Origin of the sequence: Agromyces litoreus, from assembly GCF_040496015.1 — a bacterium.
GTDB lineage: Bacteria > Actinomycetota > Actinomycetes > Actinomycetales > Microbacteriaceae > Agromyces > Agromyces litoreus.
In genome coordinates, this window is sequence record NZ_JBEPKA010000020.1 from 23,104 (window position 1) to 42,432 (window position 19,329).

Here is a 19,329-nt window from a genome sequence, read left to right on the forward strand (position 1 = left end):
GTGACGCTCATCGCGATCGTCGGCGCCACGGGCACCGGGAAGTCCCGCTTCGCGCTCGACGTCGGGCATGCGATCGCCGCGACCGGACGACCCGCCGAGGTCGTGAACGCCGACGCCATGCAGCTCTACCGGGGCATGGACATCGGCACCGCCAAGCTGCCCGTCGCCGAGCGCGAGGGGGTGCCGCACCACCTGCTCGACGTGCTCGAGGTCACCGACGAGGCGTCCGTCGCCGCCTATCAGGTGGCCGCCCGGCGCGCCGTGGAGGACGTCGTGGCGCGAGGAGGCGTCGCGCTGCTCACCGGCGGCTCCGGACTGTACGTCTCGAGCGTCATCCACGACCTCAGGTTCCCGGGCACGGACGCCGCGATCCGGGAGCGACTCGAGCGCGAGCTCGAGGAGGTCGGGCCCGGACTCCTGCACCGACGCCTGCGCGAGCTCGACGCGGAGACGGCCGCGAGCGTAGATCCGCAGAACGGGCGTCGGATCGTCCGGGCGCTCGAGGTCATCGAGCTCACGGGCGAACCGAAGGCCGCGCGCCTGCCCGAGCAACCCGTCCCGTGGCGTCCCCACCGCATCGTCCACCTGCGTGCCGAGCGCTCCGAGCTCGTCGCCCGCCTCGACGCGCGCGCGGCGGGGATGTGGGCCGACGGGCTCCTCGACGAGGTCCGATCGCTGATCCCCGCCGGGATCGAGCGCGGGGTGACCGCGCGGAAGGCGATCGGCTACGCCCAGGCGCTCGCGCAGCTGCACGGTCGGACGACGGAGGCCGACGCCATCGCCGAGACGCAGGCCCTCACCCGCACGTACGCCCGACGGCAGGTCGGCTGGTTCCGGCGGTACGCCGCGGCATCCGTCGTCGATGCCCTCGACCCGGCCGCGGTCGCGGCCGAGGTCGAACGCCAGGCGCGCGTCGACTGACACCCCCGCCGGCTCCATAGACTGGTGCGATGGCGTTCGAACTGCGCTTCACCAAGGGCCAGGGCACGGGCAACGACTTCGTGCTGTTCAGCGACCCCGAGGGCGAGCACGAGCTCGAGCCATCGCAGATCGCGGCCGTCTGCGACCGCCGCTTCGGCGTCGGCGGCGACGGCCTCATCCGCGCCGTGCGCTCCGAGCGCCTCGCGGCAGGCGGGGCGGCGCTCGCGGAGGACCCGCTGGCGACGTGGTTCATGGACTACTGGAACGCCGACGGCAGCGTCTCGGAGATGTGCGGCAACGGCATCCGCGTGTTCCTGCGGTACCTGATCGACCAGGGGCACGTCGCGCCGGCCAACGGCGAATGGGTCGCGATCGGCACGCGTGCGGGGGTCCGGCGCGTCCGCGTGTCGCCGGGCGGGTTCGAGGCCGACCTCGGCGCCTGGCGCCTCGACGGGGGCGAGCCGCTCGTCCGCGCGAAGAACCTCCCCGTCGCACGTCCCGGCCTCGGCATCGACGTCGGCAACCCGCACGTCGTGGTCGCGCTCGCGGACGACGAGGAGCTGGACGGGCTCGACCTCGGTTACGTCCCGGTGCTCGACCCGGAGCCGCAGTCGGGTGCGAACGTCGAGTTCGTCGTGCCGGCCGACCCGCTCGTGGAGGCCGGGCGCGGCCGCATCCGCATGCGCGTGCACGAGCGGGGTTCGGGCGAGACGCTCTCGTGCGGGACCGGCGCGGTGGCCTCCGCGCTCGCGGTGCGGTACTGGGCCGGCGAGGGCGCGCCCGACGAGTGGATCGTCCGCGTGCCCGGCGGAGCGGTCGGCGTGCGCATGGAGGCCCGACCGGACGGCGAGCACGTGTACCTCTCCGGGCCGGGCGAGCTCGTGTTCGACGGCGTGCTCAGCCTCGTCTGATCCGCCACGCCGACGGGACCCCGGCGGCGGGCCCGGTCATCGCCCGCGGGTGACCGCGAGCAGGCGGAATCCCTTGGACGACGCCGCCCGGGCGACCTCCCAGCCCTCGCCGAGCTCCTCCGCGAGCCAGCGCTGCAGGGAATCCGCGCCGAGGTTCTTCTGCACGACGAGCCAGGCGGTCGCCCCGGGCTCCAGGCGGGGGAGCCACTGCCGCAGCAGTGCGTGCAGCTCGGCCTTGCCGATCCGGATCGGCGGGTTCGACCAGATGGCCGCGAATCGGACGTCGTCGGGAACATCCGCGGGCTGCACGGCGTTGACACCCGACAGGCCCAGGCGGCGGGCGTTGCGCCGGACCAGGTCGAGGGCGCGGTCGTTGACGTCGACCGCCCAGACCGTGGCGTCGGGCGCCGTCAGACCGAGGGTGAGCGCGATCGGCCCCCAGCCGGCACCGAGGTCGAGCACGTGCCCGGTCGACGGAGGCTGCGGGACCTCGTCGAGCAGGACCCGGGTTCCGAGGTCGACGTGGCCGGGGCTGAAGACCCCGCCCGCGGTCTGCACCTCGACCTCCCGGCCGGCCAGGCGCACGGGGATCGTCCGGAGCGCCTCGCGGTCGGCGGGCTTGGACGAGAAGTAGTGCTCCTGCGGCATACGGGGAACCTATCGCACCGAACGGAAGTAGGCTTGAGCGGATGAACGACGCCGAATTCGACACCCACGACGACGCGATCGCGCGCGTGCTGCGCAGCGCCGACGCGAGTGCCGGCGTCTCCCGCTTCGGTGCCTCGGGCGCCACCTCGATCCAGCGCGACGCGTTCCGCTCGACCGACGGCGACGGCACCGACGGCGAGCAGTACGACCGCGAGGAGCGCGCCGCGCTCCGCCGCGTCGGCGGCCTGTCGACCGAGCTCGAGGACGTCACCGAGGTCGAGTACCGACAGCTGCGCCTCGAGAACGTCGTCCTCATCGGCGTCTACGCGCAGCGGTCGCTCGACGACGCCGAGAACTCGATGCGCGAGCTCGCGGCGCTCGCCGAGACCGCCGGCGCGCGCGTACTCGACGGCGTGCTCCAGCGCCGCCCGCACCCCGACCCCTCGACCTACCTCGGGCGCGGCAAGACCGAGGAGCTGCGACACCTCGTCGCCTCGCTCGGCGCCGATACGGTCGTGGCCGACACCGAGCTCGCGCCGAGCCAGCGTCGTGCGCTGGAGGACGCCGTCAAGGTCAAGGTCATCGACCGCACGGCCGTCATCCTCGACATCTTCAGCCAGCACGCCAAGAGCCGCGAGGGCAAGGCCCAGGTCGAACTGGCGCAGCTCGAGTACCTCCTGCCCCGCCTGCGCGGGTGGGGCGAGTCGATGTCCCGACAGGCCGGCGGCCAGGTCGGCGGGGCCGGTGCGGGCATGGGCTCCCGCGGCCCCGGTGAGACGAAGATCGAGCTGGACCGGCGTCGCATCCACTCGCGGATGGCGAAGCTCCGCCGCCAGATCGCCGGCATGAAGCCCGCGCGCGAGGCCAAGCGGGCGAACCGCAAGCGCAACGCGGTGCCGTCGGTCGCCATCGCGGGCTACACGAACGCGGGCAAGTCCAGCCTGCTCAACCGGATCACGGGCGCCGGCGTGCTCGTCGAGAACGCCCTGTTCGCCACCCTCGATGCCACCGTCCGGCGGAACACGACCGCCGACGGCCGGGTCTACACGATCGCCGACACCGTCGGGTTCGTGCGGAACCTGCCGCACCAGCTCGTCGAGGCGTTCCGCTCGACGCTGGAGGAGGTCGCGGATTCCGACCTCATCGTGCACGTCGTCGACGCGGCGCATCCGGACCCCGCGCAGCAGATCGCGACGGTGCGAGACGTCATCGGCGAGGTCGGCGCGCGCGAGCTCCCCGAGCTCGTCGTCTTCAACAAGGCCGACCTCATCACGCCCGAGGACCGCCTGGTGCTCCAGGGACTGGAGCCCGGCGCGGTGTTCGCCTCCGCGCGGACCGGTGAGGGCGTCGCCGAGGTGCTCGCCGCGATCGCGCGGATGCTGCCCGACCCCGCGGTCGAGGTCGACCTGCTGGTGCCGTACGACCGCGGCGACATCGTCTCCGCGCTGCACGAGACCGGTCGCGTGCTCTCCATCGAGTACGTCGAGGACGGCACCCGGATCCGGGCGCTCGCATCGCCGGAGCAGGCCGCGCAGCTCGAGCCGTTCCGCGCCGTCGCGGCCGCGTAGCCGTCCCCCTCGGCGCCACGGGCCGCCCCGCACCGGCTCCCGAGTCACTCGTCGTAACAACCGGGTCCGTCCTGCGGGACCCGGCGTATCGTCGCACCTGATCGTGGCGAGCGGCCGGATGCCGCCCGTCGAGGAGCGACCGCCGAGCCCGGCACCCGCCCGCGAGACCCGCCAGCCGTGACGGCCGGCCGGGCGCGGCGTGCCGTGACCCGACCGACCGGTCCGGCCCGCCACCTGGAGCGACATGACCGGAACGGAGCCCGACGGCGCGGTCGACCGGCCGAGGCCGCCGATCTCGTTCGAGCTGTTCCCGCCGCGGTCGGATGCCGCGGCGATCGCGCTCGGCCGGACCATCGACCGCCTCGCCGAGGTCGACCCGGCGTTCATCTCCGTGACCTTCGGTGCGGGCGGCTCCAGCCGTGACCGATCGCTGACGGTGCTGCGCTACATGCTCGAGCACACGCGCGTCGAGCCGATGGCGCACCTGACCTGCGTCGGATCGAGCCACGCCGAGGCGAACCGCCTCGTGCGCGAGTTCCTGGACGCCGGGGTCACGAGCTTCCTCGCCCTGCGCGGCGACCCGCCGGCGGGTGTCGAGGATGCGGCCGACGCCATCGGCGACCTGCACAGCGCGGCGGAGCTGGTCCAGCTCATCCACCGGGTGCAGGAGGAGCGCGAGCCGTTCGGCCAGTCCCGCATCCCGGGGATGCCGGGCGTGACCGCCATCCGCGAGCGACCGCGGCCGGAGCGCGTCGCGGTCGCGGCCTTCCCCTCGGGCCACCCGCGTTCGCGCGGGTCGAGCCAGGACGTCGACGTGCTGCTCGCGAAGGAGGTGGCGGGCGCGAACCTCGCGATCACGCAGCTCTTCTGGCACGCCGACGACTACCTCGGGTTCGTCGAGCGGGCGCGTGCCGGCGGCGTGACCATCCCGATCCTGCCCGGCATCATGCCGGTGACCACGCCCGCCCGCCTCGCGCGGCTCGAGCAGCTGACCGGCGTGCCGGCGCCCTCCGGCCTCGCGATCGACCTCGAGATCGAGCCCGACGCCGATGCGCAGTTCGAACTCGGCGTCGACCATGCCGCGCGCCTCGCGAGCGACGTCCTCGACGGCGGCGCCCCGGGCCTGCACCTCTACACCTTCAACCGCCATGAGGCCGTGCTCGCCGCCCTGCACCGGCTGGGCCTCGCCACCACCCCCGCCCACGCGGGCACCGAGAGGAACACGAGAGAACGATGACCGCACCCGCATTCCCCACCGGAACGATCCTCGGCTACCCGCGCATCGGCCGGCGACGCGAGCTCAAGCGCGCCGTCGAGGCGTTCTGGGCCGGTCGGATCGACGCCGCGGAGCTCGAGCGGACCGCCGCGGAGCTCCGCGCCGCGACGCGCGAGCGCCTGGCCGGCCTCGGCCTCGGCCGCGGCGACTCGGCCATCCCGGAGAGCTTCTCGTACTACGACCAGGTCCTCGACGCCGCCGTCGCGGTCGGCGCCGTGCCGAGCCGGTTCGCTCGACTGCTCGACGCCGACGGGCGACTGGATCTCGCGGGCTACTTCACGGTGGCGCGCGGCGAGGGCGTGGACGCGCCGCTCGAGATGACCAAGTGGTTCGACTCCAACTACCACTACCTCGTGCCCGAGATCGGCCCGGAGACCGCGTTCGAGGCGCACGCCGACGCGCTCGTCGCGCAGGTGCGGGAGGCCCGCGAGGCGGGGTTCACGACCCGACCGGTGCTGGTCGGCCCCGTCACGCTGCTCCTGCTGTCGAAGGCAGCGGACGGCGCACCCGACGGGTTCCGCCCGCTCGACCGGCTCGCCGACCTCGTGCCCGTGTATCGCGCGATCCTCGCCGAGCTCCGTGACGCGGGTGCCGAGTGGGTGCAGTTGGACGAGCCCGGACTCGTGAGCGAGAGCCTCGACGAGCCGCGCGACCGCGTGCTCGAAGCGACCTCGGCGGCGTACGACGCGCTCGGCGGAGCCGAGGACCGGCCGGCGCTCTTCGTGGCCGCCCCGTACGCCTCCCTCGGCGACGCGCTGCCGGTGCTCGCCGCCACCCCGGTCGAGGCGCTGGGACTCGACCTCGTCCGCGGCGGACGCCCGGAGCAGCTCGACCCGGTGACCGAGGAGGCGCTCGCCGCGAAGGTGCTCGTGGCCGGCGTGATCGACGGCCACAACATCTGGCGCGGCGACCTCGCGCAGGCGTTCGAGCGCGCGGAGGCGCTGCGCTCCGTCACCGGAGCGGTGGCGGTGTCGACGTCGACCTCGCTCCTCCACGTCCCCCACGACGTCGAGGACGAGACGGCCCTCGACGCCCGCCTGGCGGGATGGCTGGCGTTCGCCGACCAGAAGGTGACGCAGGTCGCCGTGCTCGCACGCGGGCTCGCCGACGGCCGGGACGCGATCGTCGCGGAACTCGACGCGGCGTCCGCGTCGCTCGCCGACCGCGCGGCAGCGCCCGGCGTCCGGGTGCCGGCGGTGCGCGAGCGCCTCGGCGCGCTCGACGCGTCGGCCTTCGCGCGCCCCGCCTACGACGACCGCGTCGCCGCGCAGGAGGACCTCGCCCTCCCGGCGCTGCCGACCACGACGATCGGCTCGTTCCCGCAGACCGCCGAGATCCGTCGCGCCCGTGCTCGACTGGTCCGCGGCGAGCTCGACGCGGCCGGGTACCGCGAGCTCATGCGCGAGGAGATCGCCCGCGTCATCCGCCTGCAGGAGGACCTCGGCCTCGACGTGCTCGTGCACGGCGAGCCCGAGCGCAACGACATGGTGCAGTACTTCGCCGAACTGCTCGACGGGTTCGCGGTGACCGAGCACGGCTGGGTGCAGTCCTACGGCTCGCGGTGCACTCGTCCGTCGATCCTCTGGGGCGACGTCTCCCGACCGGCGCCGATGACGGTCGAGTGGTCGACCTACGCGCAGTCGCTCTCGGAGAAGCCGGTCAAGGGCATGCTCACTGGGCCGGTCACGATCCTCGCCTGGTCGTTCGTGCGCGACGACCAGGCGCTCGGCGACACGGCCCGGCAGGTCGCACTCGCGCTGCGCGACGAGATCGGCGACCTCGAGCGGGCCGGCATCCGCGTCATCCAGGTCGACGAGCCCGCGCTGCGCGAGCTGCTGCCGCTGAAGCGCGCCGACCAGCCCGCGTACCTCGACTGGTCGGTCGGCGCGTTCCGCCTCGCGACCGGGGGCGCGGCGACGGCCACGCAGGTGCACACGCACCTCTGCTACTCCGAGTTCGGCGTGGTCATCGACGCGATCCGCGCCCTCGACGCCGACGTCACCTCGATCGAGGCGGCGCGCAGCCGCATGGAGGTGGTCGGCGACCTCGCCGCGAGCGGGTTCGACCACGGCGTCGGCCCGGGCGTCTACGACATCCACTCGCCGCGAGTGCCGAGCGTCGACGAGGTGCGCGCGCTCCTCGAGCGCGCGGTGGACGGGGTGCCGGCCGGCCGCCTGTGGGTCAACCCGGACTGCGGGCTCAAGACGCGCGGGTACGACGAGACGGTGGCGTCGCTGGCGAACATCGTCGAGGCGACGAGGTCGGTGCGCGAGGCCGTCGCGGTCCCGGCCGCCTGACCCCGGCGCGGGGCGGATGCCACGAGCGCGAGCCTGCGGCATCCGCCCCCGCGCCGTCGACGGCGGGCCGGCGCCTAGACGGTGCGGAGCACGGCGACGACCTTGCCGAGGACCTCGGACTCGTCGCCGAGGATCGGCTCGAACGCCGAGTTGCGGGGGAGCAGCCAGGTGTGGCCGTCGCGCTGGCGGAAGACCTTCACGGTCGCCTCGCCGTCGAGCATCGCCGCCACGATCTCGCCGTTCTCCGCCGTCTTCTGCGCACGGACGACGACCCAGTCGCCGTCGCAGATCGCGGCGTCGATCATCGAGTCGCCGACGACCTTCAGGATGAAGAGCTCGCCCTTGCCGACGAGCTGGCGGGGGAGGGGGAACACCTCGTCGATCTGCTGCTCGGCGGTGATCGGGACGCCCGCCGCGATGCGCCCGACCATCGGCACCATGGCGGCGTCGCCGACGGGTGCGGGCTCGGATGCGGCGGGTCGGCTCTCGGAGCCCGGGACGTCGATCAGGATCTCGAGCGCGCGGGGGCGGTTCGGGTCGCGTCGGAGGTACCCCGCGAGCTCGAGCTGGTTGAGCTGGTGGGTGACGCTCGAGAGCGAGGACAGCCCGACCGCGTCGCCGATCTCGCGCATGCTCGGCGGGTAGCCGCGTTCGGCGACGGAGGCGCGGATGACCTCGAGGATCGAGAGCTGCTTCGGGCTGAGGGTCTTGCGCCGACGAGACCGCCCGCCCGCGCCGCGTGCCTGGTCGGTGTCGATGCTCACGTGCCTCGCCTCTCGTCGGGACCGCCTCGGCCCGCGTGTCGGTGGTCGGTGTTCGACTGTCGTCGGAACATTCGAAACTGTATCCGCCTCGCACGCGCGCGACAAACATCCGTTCGAGTGTGTCGCGGATCAGGAGCCGGAAATCCCACCTTCCGGTGCTTGCAGCCTCGAATGTTCGAAGATATATTCGGAACACAGCTTCGCATCCGGCCCTCCCGGCCGAGGGTCGGATGCGTGGCTGGACCCGGGAGGTGCGGAATGAGTGCAATGGTGATCGGAACCGTCGGCGCGACGCCGACCATGCCCGGCTTCGGCCGCGTGGTGGCGAAGACGCGTCTCAGGCTCACCCGGCGCGGTCGAGTCGTCTTCACCGCGCTCGCCGCGCTCCCGATCATCGCGGGCGTGCTCGTCGGGGCGCTCTCCTCGGGTGGCGCCGTCGCCGGCGTCGACGACGGGCGAGCCGCGGTGGCGTTCGAGACCGTCGTCGTCGGGGCCGGCGACACGCTCTGGGGCATCGCCGAGGCGGTCGCGCCGACCGCCGATCCGCGCGACGTGATCTACGAGATCATGCGACTGAACGGCCTCCGCGATGCAGTCGTGCAGCCCGGCCAGGAGCTCGTGCTCCCCGCCGCCGAGTAGGCGCCTCGCCGCCCGGTCGGCGTCCCGGACGACGCCGCAACACGGGTGGCACCGCGGATAGCATTGATCGGTGACGAGTCTCGACGACCTCCCCATTCGCGACGACCTCCGCGGGAAGACGCCCTACGGCGCTCCGCAGCAGCACGTCCCGGTCGCGCTCAACGTCAACGAGAACACCCATCCGATCCCGGAGGACGTCGCCCACGACATCGTGGCCCGGGTCGCCGCGGCCATCATCGGCCTCAACCGCTACCCCGACCGCGAGTTCACCGAACTCCGGAGGGTGCTGGCCGACTACCTGGGGCACGGTCTCGCGGCCGATCGGCTGTGGGCCGCGAACGGATCCAACGAGGTGCTGCAGCACATCCTGCAGGCCTTCGGCGGGCCCGGACGCACGGCGCTCGGCTTCGGCCCGACCTACTCGATGTACGGCCTGCTCGCCTCGGGCACCGGCACCGGCTGGATCGCGGCGGAGCGCGACGCCGACTTCGAGCTCTCCCCGTCGACCGCGGTCGCCGCGATCGAGGCGAACGACCCCGACGTGGTGCTCCTGTGCTCGCCGAACAACCCGACCGGCACGCCGCTGTCGCTCGAGACGATCGCCGCGGTGGCCGACGCCGCGCGCGGCGTCGTGGTGGTCGACGAGGCGTACCAGGAGTTCGCCGACCCGGGCGAAGCGAGCGCGCTGACGCTGCTCGAGGGTCGGCCCCGGCTGCTCGTCTCGCGCACGATGAGCAAGGCGTTCGCGTTCGCCGGGGCGCGCGTCGGCTACCTCGCCGGCGATCCGGCGGCCATCGACGCCCTCCGGCTCGTGCGGCTGCCGTACCACCTCTCCGCGCTCACCCAGGCGGCCGCGCTCGGGGCCCTCGCGCACGCCGACGAGATGCTCGCGATGGTCGACGAGATCCGCGGGCAGCGCGACCGCATCTCGCTGGAGCTCACCGCCATGGGGTACCGCCCGTACCGCAGCGGTGCGAACTTCGTCCTCTTCGGCGGCGTCGCCGACCCGCATGCGGTCTTCACGGCGCTGCTCGAGCGCGGCATCCTGATCCGGGAGATCGGACTGCCCGGATGCCTCCGCGTGACCGCCGGCACCGAGGCCGAGACCACGGCGTTCCTCGAGGCGATGGCCGCGTTCGCGCCCGGGGCGACGGCGGCCCCGTGACCGGCCCCGGGCCCCACGACGACCGCGCGAATAGGATGACGGCATGAGCACCGACCGCCCCGATCGCACCGCGCGCGTGCAGCGCGAGACCAGCGAATCGAGCATCGACCTCTCGATCGACCTCGACGGAACCGGCGCGAGCGACATCGAGACGAGCGTGCCGTTCTACGACCACCTGCTGACGGCGTTCGCGAAGCACTCGCTGACCGACCTCCGGGTCCGCGCCTCCGGCGACATCGAGATCGACGTGCACCACACCGTCGAGGACGTCGGCATCGTGCTCGGCACCGCGATCCGCCAGGCGCTCGGCGACAAACGCGGCATCTCCCGGTACGGCGACGCGCTCGTGCCGCTCGACGAGGCGCTCGCGCAGGCCGTGGTCGACATCTCCGGGCGGCCGTACCTCGTGCACACCGGTGAGCCCGCGGGCTTCGAATTCCACCTCATCGGCGGTCACTTCACCGGATCGATGGTGCGCCACGTCTTCGAGGCGATCGCCTTCAACTCGGGGATGACGGTCCACGTCGACGTGCGCGGCGGACGCGACCCGCACCACATCGCCGAGGCCGAGTTCAAGGCGTTCGCACGCGCCTTCCGCCAGGCCAAGGCGTTCGACCCGCTCGTGACCGGCATCCCCTCCACGAAGGGAGCGCTGTGAGCGGCGCGACCCGCGTGGCCGTGCTCGACTACGGATCCGGCAACGTGCACTCGGCGGTGAAGGCGCTGGAACGGGCGGGAGCCGAGGTCGAGCTGACCGCGAGCCGTCAGGCGGTGATGGAGGCCGACGGGCTCGTGGTGCCCGGCGTCGGCGCGTTCGCCGCGGTCATGGCCGGCCTGCGCGCCGTGCGTGGCGACGAGCTCATCGACCGACGCCTCGCAGGCGGTCGCCCGGTGCTCGGCATCTGCGTGGGCATGCAGGTGATGTTCGAGCGCGGCGTCGAGCGCGGCGTCGACACCGAGGGCCTCGGCGAGTGGCCCGGCGTCGTCACCGAGTTGCCGAGCGACGTGCTGCCGCACATGGGCTGGAACACGGTGCGACCCGACCCCGGTTCCGTGCTGTTCGACGGACTCGACGACGAGCGGTTCTACTTCGTGCACTCCTACGCCGCCCAGGACTGGCACCTCGACGTCATCCCGCCGTTCCCGCAGCCCCGGCTGACGTGGTCCGAACACGGCGGCCGCTTCCTCGCCGCGGTGGAGAACGGCCCGTTGTCGGCGACGCAGTTCCACCCCGAGAAGTCCGGAGAGGCCGGAATCCGGCTGCTGGCGAACTGGATCGGCTCGCTCGGCTGAGCGGCGGTGGCCGGCGTGATCCCCGATTCGTCATCGGCACTCGGGTGCGGACTAGGATTCTGTGACTGTGCCGAGGCCGCGACCGAGCGGCATCCGATCCGAGGACAGTGATGAGTGAGTTCAGCAAGACCCCCCGCCTGGTGCTGCTTCCCGCAGTCGACGTGGCGGGCGGCAAGGCGGTCCGCCTGACGCAGGGCGAGGCGGGCACCGAGACGAACTACGGCGACCCCGTCGACGCGGCGGGCGACTGGGCCGAGCAGGGCGCCGAGTGGATCCACCTCGTGGACCTCGACGCGGCGTTCGGTCGAGGTTCGAACGCCGGCGTGCTGAAGAAGGTCATCCGCCAGGTCCGCGGTGTGAACGTGGAACTCTCCGGCGGCATCCGCGACGACCGCTCGCTCGAGAACGCCCTCGAGATCGGCGCGAAGCGCATCAACCTCGGCACCGCCGCCCTCGAGAACCCCGAGTGGGCCGCGTCGGTCATCGCGCAGTACGGCGAGGCCATCGCGATCGGCCTCGACGTCCGCGGCACCACGCTCGCCGCACGTGGCTGGACGAAGGACGGCGGCGACCTCTGGCAGGTCATGGATCGCCTCGAGGACGCCGGTGCGGCACGGTACGTCGTCACCGACGTCACGAAGGACGGCACGCTGCAGGGGCCGAACGTCGAGCTGCTCCAGCGCATCATGGATCGCACGCGGCGCCCGGTCATCGCCTCCGGCGGCGTCTCGAGCCTCGACGACGTCGCGGCGCTCCGCCAGCTCGTGCCGCACGGCCTCGAGGGCGCCATCATCGGCAAGGCCCTCTACGCGGGTGCGTTCACGCTGCCCGAGGCGCTGGATGTCGCATCCCACTGATCCCGGGGCCGACTCGGCGGGCCGCCCGTGGGCGGGCCGGTCGTTCCAGTCGAACCCGCACGCGGCCGACGACGGGCGCATGCCCGAGGTGCTCGGCGCCGCCCTCGCCCGGTTCCGTTCGGGCGATGGGGGCCCGGCCGACGTGGTCGCGGCGTTCGGTTCCTCGCGCCTGCTGATCCCGCTGCTCGCCGAGCTCGGCGACGGCGGCACCGAGGTCGGCGCGCACGGCCATGCCGTGGACAAGAGCCAGGAGCTCTCGATCGTGACCGTCGAGGGCCCGGACGGGCGGCGCGTGCTCCCCGTCTTCGGCTCGGTCGAGTCGATGTCGGCATGGAACCCGGCCGCGCGGCCCGTGCCCGCGGACGGCGTGCGCGTCGCCCTGGCGGCGGCCGACGACGGCACGGAGCTCGTCGTGCTCGACCCCGGCTCGTCGAGCGAGTTCGTCCTGCGGCGGCCGGCCGTCTGGGCGGTGGCGCAGCAGCGGGCGTGGCGGCCCCCGTTCGAGTCCGACGCGGTGCGTGAGGCGTTCGAGCGCTCGATCGGCGGTGAGCTCGCGGTGCTCGGCGTCGACCTCGAACCCGGCGACCCCGACGCGCGCCTTCGCGGTCCCGAGCTCGTCGTCCGGCTGCGCCTCGTGGCCGGCCTCACCCGCGAGGAGCTCGACGCGACGACCGCTCGGCTCGCACGGCGCTGGGCGGCGGACGACGCGATCGCCACCGGAGTCGACTCGCTCGCGGTCAAGCTCGTCGCGGGGGATCCCGCGGCCTGAGCCGTACTCCTCGGCGTCGATGCCCGCCCTGCCGGTGGGGACCTCCGTCCGTTGACGCTCGTCGAGCGACGGGTGCAGGATCGCAGTGCGCGCGTCGATGCGCCGGAGGCAGGTGGAGCGATGCCCGAGACACCCGACGAGGCCCTCGGTACGGTCAGGTCCGCGACCTACGACGACGAGCTGATGGAGCAGGCGCACCGGTCCGCCGCGGAGTGGCTGCGCAGCCTGCCGGAACGCCCGATCCCGCCTCGCGCGAACGTCGACGAGGTGGCGGACGCACTCGGTCGTGAGCTTCCCGAGGGCGGTGAGGCCGCCGACGCGGTGATCGCCCGGCTGGCAGGCAAGACCGAGCCCGGCCTCATCGCCATCGGTTCGCCGCGCTTCTACGGATGGGTGATCGGCGGGACGCAGCCGGTGGCGCTCGCGGCCGACTGGCTCGTCTCGGCGTGGGACCAGAACGCCGGGCTCCGCCTCATCACCCCAGCCGCCGCCGCGGTCGAGGAGGTCGCCGGCGAGTGGATCCTCGACCTGCTCGGCCTGCCCGCCGAGAGCGACGTCGGGTTCGCCACCGGCGCCACGATGGCCCAGTTCGCCTGCCTCGCGGCCGCGCGAGACGAGGTGCTCCGACGTGCCGGTTGGGACGTCGAGGAGCACGGGCTGGCCGGCGGGCCGCGCATCCGATGGATCGCGGGAGAGGAGCGCCACGGAACGATGGATCTCGCCGCGCGGTACGCCGGACTCGGGGCGCCCGCCGTGGTCGCCTCGGATGACCAGGGCCGGATCGACGTCGCCGCGCTCGCCGAGGAGCTCGCGCGAAGCGAGGGCCCGGTCATCGTGGCCCTGCAGGCGGGGAACATCCACTCGGGGGCGTTCGACCCGTTCGCCGAGGCGTGCCGGGTGGCGCACGCGGCCGGCGCGTGGGTGCACGTCGACGGCGCGTTCGGCCTGTGGGCCGCCGCGTCTCCTCGCCTCCGTCATCTGACGCCCGGCCTGGCGGATGCGGACTCGTGGTCGACCGATGCGCACAAGACGCTCAGCGTGCCGTACGACTGCGGCATCGCGATCGTCCGGGACGCTGCGGCGATGCGGCGCGCGCTGAGCATGCACGCGAGCTACCTGCAGGCCACGTCGGTCGGTGCGGACCCGCACGAGAAGGTCGCCGAGCTCTCGCGCCGGGCCCGCGGAATCCCGACCTGGGCCGTGCTGCGGCATCTCGGTCGTGCCGGCCTCGCGGCGCTCATCGACCGGCTCGCCGGCTCGGCGCGGATCATCGCCGACGGCCTCGCCGAGCTGCCGGGCGTCGAGGTGCTGAACGAGGTCGTCTTCACGCAGGTGTGCGTCGCCCTCGAGGACGATGCCGCGACCGAGGCGCTGAGCGCGGCGCTCTGGGAGGACGGCGAGGTGCTCGCGATGACCTCGCGCTGGCACGACCGGGCCGTCGTGCGGTTCTCGGTCAGCAACTGGGGCACGGACGCCGCGCAGGCGCGGCGCACGGTCGACGCCGTCGCGCGGGTGCTGGGGGAGCTGCGCTGGGGAGCCCGGTGACGGCCGCCGTGTCGGCGGCATCCGGTTGAATGGAGGGATGACCGGGGCATTGGACTCGTTCGCGCCCGCGACGCGCGCATGGTTCACCGAGTCCTTCCATGAGCCCACGCCCGTGCAGGATGCCGCGTGGCGTGCCATCGCCGCGGGCGAGCACGCGCTCGTGGTGGCGCCGACCGGGTCGGGCAAGACGCTCGCGGCGTTCCTCTCCGCGATCGACCGGCTGCACCACGAGCCCGATCCCCGGGTCGACGCGGCGACGGGCGAGGTGGCCGCGCGGCCTCCCCGACGCACCCGGGTCGTCTACCTCTCGCCGCTCAAGGCGCTCGGCGTCGATGTCGAGCGCAACCTCCGGGCGCCGCTCGTCGGGATCGCCCGCACGGCGGCGGCGCTCGGCGTCGAGGTGCCGGAGGTCTCGGTGGGCGTGCGTTCGGGCGACACCTCGCCCGCGGATCGGCGTGCCCTCGTCTCGCGGCCGCCCGACATCCTCATCACGACCCCCGAGTCGCTGTTCCTCATGCTGACCTCGCAGGCGCGCGAGACGCTCACCGGCGTCGACACCGTGATCGTCGACGAGATCCACGCCCTGGCGGGGACCAAGCGCGGGGCGCACCTCGCGCTCTCGCTCGAGCGCCTCGACGAGCTCACGAGCGCGCCCGCGCAGCGGATCGGCCTCTCGGCGACCGTGCGGCCGCATGAGGAGGTGGCGCGGTTCCTGGCCGGCACCCGCCCGGTCTCGATCGTCGCCCCGCCGTCCGGGAAGCGCTTCGACCTCCGCGTCACGGTCCCGGTCGACGACCTCGGCGACCTCTCCGGCGAGACGGGCGGATCGGTCTGGCCGCACGTCGAGGAGGCGATCCTCGACCAGGTGCTGGCGCATCGCTCGACCATCGTGTTCGCGAACTCGCGCCGGCTCGCCGAGCGGCTGACGGCCCGGCTGAACGAGTTGTGGGCCGAACGCAACGCCCCGCCCGACGACGGGTCGGACGACCCGGGCGACGCGGAGCCCCCGCCCTCCGACGCGATCGTCGCGCCCGCCGACGGCGGTGCCGAGGCGCCGACCCGCACGGGCACGGCCGTCCTGCGCCGGCCGCCCGCCGAACTGCCCGGCGCCTCCGGCATCACCTCCGGCGCCGAGCCGGTGATCGCGCGCAGCCACCACGGCTCGGTGAGCAAGGAGGAGCGGGCCGACGTCGAGGCCGCCCTCAAGGCCGGACGACTGAAGTGCGTGGTCGCCACGTCGAGCCTCGAGCTCGGCATCGACATGGGCGCCGTCGACCTGGTGATGCAGGTCGAGTCGCCGCCGTCGGTCGCGAGCGGCCTCCAGCGCCTCGGCCGGGCGGGCCACCAGGTGGGGGAGGTCTCGAAGGGACTGCTCTTCCCCAAGCACCGGGCCGACCTGCTCCACTCCGCCGTCGTCGCCGAGCGGATGGTGGAGGGCGGGATCGAGCCGCTGCGGATCCCGGCCAACCCGCTCGACGTGCTGGCCCAGCAGACCGTCGCCGCGTCGGCGGTCGACGAGTGGGAGGTCGAGCACTGGTTCGACGTGGTGCGTCGGGCGGCGCCGTTCGGCACGCTGCCGCGTTCGGCGTTCGATGCGACGCTCGACCTGCTCGCGGGTCGGTACCCGTCCGACCGCTTCGGCGAGCTCCGGCCGCGCATCGTGTGGGATCGGGATGCCGGCACGATCGTCGGTCGGCGGGGTGCGCAGCGGCTCGCCGTCACGAGCGGTGGCACCATCCCCGACCGCGGCATGTTCGGCGTCTTCATGGTCGGCGACGCCGGGCCCGGCCGCCGGGTCGGCGAGCTCGACGAGGAGATGGTCTACGAGTCGCGCGTGGGCGACGTCTTCGCGCTCGGGGCCACGAGCTGGCGCATCCAGGAGATCACGCACGACCGCGTGCTCGTCTCGCCGGCGTTCGGCGAGCCCGGACGGCTGCCGTTCTGGAAGGGCGACGGCATCGGCCGGCCCGCGGAGCTCGGCGCCGCGATCGGCGCGTTCATCGGCGAGATCGCGGCGGCCGACGAATCCGCCGCGATCGCGCGGACCGAGTCCGCCGGCCTCGACGAGCGCGCGGGCGCGAACCTCGTGCGCTTCATCGCCGACCAGCGCGAGGCCACGCGCATCGTGCCCGACGCCGAGCACCTCGTCGTCGAGCGCTTCCGCGACGAACTCGGCGACTGGCGGGTGGTGCTGCACTCGCCGTACGGCATGCGCGTGCATGCGCCGTGGGCGCTCGCCGTCGACGCGAGGGTGCAGGAGCGCCTCGGCGTCGAGTCGCACGCGGTCGCCAGCGACGACGGCATCGTGCTGCGCATCCCCGACACCGCCGACGAGCCGCCCGGCAGCGAGCTGTTCGAGTTCGAACCGGAGGAGCTTGCCCAGCTCGCGACCGAGCGGGTCGGCGATTCGGCGCTGTTCGCCTCGCGGTTCCGCGAGTGCGCCGCCCGGGCGCTGCTGCTGCCGCGACAGAACCCCGGGCGACGCTCTCCGCTCTGGCAGCAGCGGCAGAAGGCCTCGCAGCTGCTCGAGGTCGCGCGCGACTACCCCGACTTCCCGATCGTGCTCGAGGCCGTGCGCGAATGCCTCCAGGACGTCTACGACCTGCCCGCGCTCGCCGCGCTCGCCGAGCGCATCCGCGGCCGTCGCGTGCGCTTCGTCGACGTCGCGACCGAGACCGCCAGCCCGTTCGCCGCGAGCCTGCTGTTCGGGTACGTCGGCGCGTTCATGTACGAGGGCGACGCCCCGCTCGCCGAACGCCGGGCCGCCGCGCTGTCGCTCGACCCGGGACTGCTCGCCGAGCTCCTCGGCACCGTCGAGCTGCGCGAACTCCTCGACCCTGCGGTGGTCGAGGAGACCGAGCGGATGCTGCAGCGCCGCCATCCCGATCGGCTCGCGCGCGGCGAGGAGGGGGTCGCCGACCTCGTGCGGGAACTCGGACCGCTCACGGCCGCCGAGGTCGCCGACCGCGTCGGCGACGGGACGGATCCGGCGGCAGCCGTCGAGGCGCTCGTGACCGCGCGTCGCGCGGTCCGCGTTCGGTTCGCGGGCACCGAGTGGGTCGTCGCCGTGGAGGACCTGAGCCGCCTGCGCGACGCGCTCGGCGTGCCCATCCCGCCCGGGCTGCCGGAGGTCTTCGGCGAGGCCGTGCGCGATCCGCTGGGCGACCTCGTCGGACGGTTCGCGCGCACCCGCGGGCCGTTCACCACGACCGCCGTCGCCGAGCGCTTCGGCATCGGCGCCGCCGTCGCGCACACCGCGCTCGCCCGGCTCGCGGGGGAGCGGCGACTCGTCGAGGGCGCATTCCTCCCGCACGGCAGCGGCGCCGAATGGTGCGACCCCGAGGTGCTCCGCCGCCTGCGGCGGCGCTCGCTCGCCGCGCTCCGCGAGGAGGTGGAACCGGTCGCCCCGCGCGAGTTCGCCCGGTTCCTGCCCGACTGGCAGCACGTCGGCGGACGCCTCCGCGGCGTGGACGGCGTCGCGGCCGTGGTCGAGCAGCTCGAGGGGGTCCGGATCCCGGCCTCCGCGTGGGAATCCCTCGTCCTGCCCGCGCGCATCGCCGACTACCGCCCCGAGTTCCTCGACGAGCTCACCGCGTCGGGCGAGGTGCTCTGGGTCGGGCAGGGCGCGCTCGCCGGCGACGACGGCTGGCTGAGCCTGCACCTGGCCGACACGGCGAAGCTCACGATGCCGGCCGCGGTCGACCAGCCCCTCGACGCGATCGAGACCGAGCTGCTCGCAGCGCTCGGCGGGGGCGGCGCATTCTTCTTCCGGCAGCTCGCCGATGCGGTGGGCGCGACCGAGGACGCGCCGCTGCTCGACGCGCTCTGGCGGCTCGCGTGGTCCGGGCTCGTGACCAACGACACCTTCGCCCCCGTCCGCGGACTGCTCACCGGCGGCGGTGCCCATCGCACGCGGGCGAGCGCGCCCCGCGCACGGGTGCGCGGCCGATCCGTGTCCCGACGCGTCCTGGCGTCGGCGGCAGCCGCGGCCGAGGGCGCGCGCACGCCGCGGTCCGTGCCGCCCCGCGCCGCCGGGCGCTGGTCGGTGCTGCCCGTCCCGAGCGACGCCGCCACCGCCCGCGCCCACGCGCTCGGCGAGACGCTCCTCGAGCGATACGGCGTCGTCACGCGCGGATCGGTGATGGCCGAGGACCACCTCGGCGGCTTCGCCCTCGCGTACCGCACGCTCGCCGGGTTCGAGGAGAGCGGGCGGGTCCGTCGCGGCTACTTCGTCGACGGCCAGGGCGGCGCGCAGTTCGGCACGAGCGCGGCGATCGACCGGCTCCGGCAGGCGCCGCAGGGTGCCGCGGTGGCGCTCGCGGCGACCGATCCGGCGAACCCGTTCGGCGCGGCGCTCGACTGGCCGGAGCCGACGGCGGAGCTCGGTCATCGGCCGGCGCGGAAGGCGGGCGCGGTCGTCGCGATCGTCGACGGCGACGCGGCGTTCTACCTCGAGCGCGGCGGGCGCACGGCGCTGGTGTTCACCGACGACGACGAGGTGCTCGTCCGGGGTGCATCGGCGCTGGTGGAGGCCCTCGCGCGCGCCCGGGGTGCGCGGTTCCGCGTCGAGACCGTCAACGGTGCGGGCGTCTACGGGTCGGTGCTCGACGTGCCGTTGCGCGGCGCCGGATTCCGCGAGACCCCGCAGGGTCTGCGCTTCGAGGCGAGGAGCTGAG

Annotated in this window: 15 protein-coding genes; 13 read left to right on the top strand and 2 right to left on the bottom strand. The window is 74.0% G+C overall.

Annotation, left to right across the window (positions count from 1 at the left end; all coding sequences use genetic code 11):
• Both miaA and dapF read left to right on the top strand, forming a co-directional pair.
• Positions 1–921 carry a tRNA (adenosine(37)-N6)-dimethylallyltransferase MiaA gene (gene miaA / locus ABME01_RS13895; protein WP_353829020.1) on the top strand — a complete coding sequence of 307 codons (921 nt, stop codon included), beginning with the start codon at positions 1–3 and terminating at the stop codon, positions 919–921.
• Between the two features lie 29 nt (positions 922–950).
• Entirely contained in the window at positions 951–1,832 is an 882-nt protein-coding gene (gene dapF / locus ABME01_RS13900; protein WP_353829021.1) for a diaminopimelate epimerase, read from the top strand.
• A gap of 36 nt (positions 1,833–1,868) precedes the next feature.
• On the opposite strand, the gene ABME01_RS13905 is transcribed toward dapF, so the two are convergent.
• A complete protein-coding gene (locus tag ABME01_RS13905; protein WP_353829022.1) occupies positions 1,869–2,480 on the bottom strand; it encodes a class I SAM-dependent methyltransferase in 612 nt (203 codons plus the stop codon).
• Positions 2,481–2,521: 41 nt separating this feature from the next.
• Between ABME01_RS13905 and hflX the strand changes: the two genes are divergently transcribed.
• The 3 genes from hflX (at position 2,522) to metE (ending at position 7,621) form a co-directional block, all read left to right on the top strand.
• Positions 2,522–4,048: a GTPase HflX gene (hflX, locus tag ABME01_RS13910; protein WP_353829023.1), complete on the top strand. Its 1,527-nt coding sequence runs from the start codon at positions 2,522–2,524 to the stop codon at positions 4,046–4,048.
• 244 nt (positions 4,049–4,292) lie between these two features.
• Positions 4,293–5,285 carry a methylenetetrahydrofolate reductase gene (locus ABME01_RS13915; RefSeq protein ID WP_353829024.1) on the top strand — a complete coding sequence of 331 codons (993 nt, stop codon included), beginning with the start codon at positions 4,293–4,295 and terminating at the stop codon, positions 5,283–5,285.
• The gene (metE, locus tag ABME01_RS13920; RefSeq protein ID WP_353829025.1) at positions 5,282–7,621 is read left to right on the top strand and encodes a 5-methyltetrahydropteroyltriglutamate--homocysteine S-methyltransferase; all 2,340 of its coding nucleotides are present in this window, start codon (positions 5,282–5,284) and stop codon (positions 7,619–7,621) included. Before ABME01_RS13915 ends, metE begins: the two co-directional genes overlap by 4 nt.
• Positions 7,622–7,695: 74 nt before the next feature.
• Here metE and lexA read toward each other — a convergent pair whose 3' ends face one another.
• The gene (gene lexA, locus ABME01_RS13925) at positions 7,696–8,379 is read right to left on the bottom strand and encodes a transcriptional repressor LexA (protein WP_353829055.1); all 684 of its coding nucleotides are present in this window, start codon (positions 8,377–8,379) and stop codon (positions 7,696–7,698) included.
• A gap of 273 nt (positions 8,380–8,652) precedes the next feature.
• On the opposite strand from lexA, the gene ABME01_RS13930 reads away from it, so the two are divergent.
• The 8 genes from ABME01_RS13930 (at position 8,653) to ABME01_RS13965 (ending at position 19,328) form a co-directional block, all read left to right on the top strand.
• Positions 8,653–9,024 carry a LysM peptidoglycan-binding domain-containing protein gene (locus ABME01_RS13930; RefSeq protein ID WP_353829026.1) on the top strand — a complete coding sequence of 124 codons (372 nt, stop codon included), beginning with the start codon at positions 8,653–8,655 and terminating at the stop codon, positions 9,022–9,024.
• Between the two features lie 70 nt (positions 9,025–9,094).
• On the top strand, positions 9,095–10,189 hold the full coding sequence (locus ABME01_RS13935; RefSeq protein ID WP_353829027.1) for a histidinol-phosphate transaminase: 1,095 nt from the start codon (positions 9,095–9,097) through the stop codon (positions 10,187–10,189).
• A 43-nt stretch (positions 10,190–10,232) separates the two neighbouring features.
• Positions 10,233–10,847: an imidazoleglycerol-phosphate dehydratase HisB gene (gene hisB / locus ABME01_RS13940; RefSeq protein WP_353829028.1), complete on the top strand. Its 615-nt coding sequence runs from the start codon at positions 10,233–10,235 to the stop codon at positions 10,845–10,847.
• Positions 10,844–11,482, top strand: a complete 639-nt coding sequence (hisH, locus tag ABME01_RS13945; RefSeq protein ID WP_353829029.1) for an imidazole glycerol phosphate synthase subunit HisH — start codon at positions 10,844–10,846, stop codon at positions 11,480–11,482. The genes hisB and hisH overlap by 4 nt, the downstream gene beginning before the upstream one ends.
• Before the next feature lie 110 nt (positions 11,483–11,592).
• Positions 11,593–12,339 carry a bifunctional 1-(5-phosphoribosyl)-5-((5-phosphoribosylamino)methylideneamino)imidazole-4-carboxamide isomerase/phosphoribosylanthranilate isomerase PriA gene (priA, locus tag ABME01_RS13950; protein ID WP_353829030.1) on the top strand — a complete coding sequence of 249 codons (747 nt, stop codon included), beginning with the start codon at positions 11,593–11,595 and terminating at the stop codon, positions 12,337–12,339.
• The gene (locus tag ABME01_RS13955) at positions 12,323–13,108 is read left to right on the top strand and encodes an SseB family protein (RefSeq protein WP_353829031.1); all 786 of its coding nucleotides are present in this window, start codon (positions 12,323–12,325) and stop codon (positions 13,106–13,108) included. Before priA ends, ABME01_RS13955 begins: the two co-directional genes overlap by 17 nt.
• 120 nt (positions 13,109–13,228) lie before the next feature.
• Positions 13,229–14,653 (top strand): pyridoxal phosphate-dependent decarboxylase family protein, encoded by a 1,425-nt coding sequence (locus tag ABME01_RS13960; protein ID WP_436407438.1) that lies wholly within the window; start codon positions 13,229–13,231, stop codon positions 14,651–14,653.
• 37 nt (positions 14,654–14,690) lie between these two features.
• Positions 14,691–19,328, top strand: a complete 4,638-nt coding sequence (locus ABME01_RS13965; RefSeq protein ID WP_353829032.1) for an ATP-dependent helicase — start codon at positions 14,691–14,693, stop codon at positions 19,326–19,328.
• Position 19,329 lies beyond the last annotated feature (1 nt).

Coding starts and splice junctions, on each gene's coding strand:
- dapF (WP_353829021.1), top strand. CDS start 951: ATGGCGTTCGAACTGCGCTTCACCAAGGGCCAGGGCACGGGCAACGAC.
- ABME01_RS13905 (WP_353829022.1), bottom strand. CDS start 2,480: ATGCCGCAGGAGCACTACTTCTCGTCCAAGCCCGCCGACCGCGAGGCG.
- hflX (WP_353829023.1), top strand. CDS start 2,522: ATGAACGACGCCGAATTCGACACCCACGACGACGCGATCGCGCGCGTG.
- ABME01_RS13915 (WP_353829024.1), top strand. CDS start 4,293: ATGACCGGAACGGAGCCCGACGGCGCGGTCGACCGGCCGAGGCCGCCG.
- metE (WP_353829025.1), top strand. CDS start 5,282: ATGACCGCACCCGCATTCCCCACCGGAACGATCCTCGGCTACCCGCGC.
- ABME01_RS13930 (WP_353829026.1), top strand. CDS start 8,653: ATGGTGATCGGAACCGTCGGCGCGACGCCGACCATGCCCGGCTTCGGC.
- hisB (WP_353829028.1), top strand. CDS start 10,233: ATGAGCACCGACCGCCCCGATCGCACCGCGCGCGTGCAGCGCGAGACC.
- priA (WP_353829030.1), top strand. CDS start 11,593: ATGAGTGAGTTCAGCAAGACCCCCCGCCTGGTGCTGCTTCCCGCAGTC.
- ABME01_RS13955 (WP_353829031.1), top strand. CDS start 12,323: ATGTCGCATCCCACTGATCCCGGGGCCGACTCGGCGGGCCGCCCGTGG.
- ABME01_RS13960 (WP_436407438.1), top strand. CDS start 13,229: ATGCCCGAGACACCCGACGAGGCCCTCGGTACGGTCAGGTCCGCGACC.
- ABME01_RS13965 (WP_353829032.1), top strand. CDS start 14,691: ATGACCGGGGCATTGGACTCGTTCGCGCCCGCGACGCGCGCATGGTTC.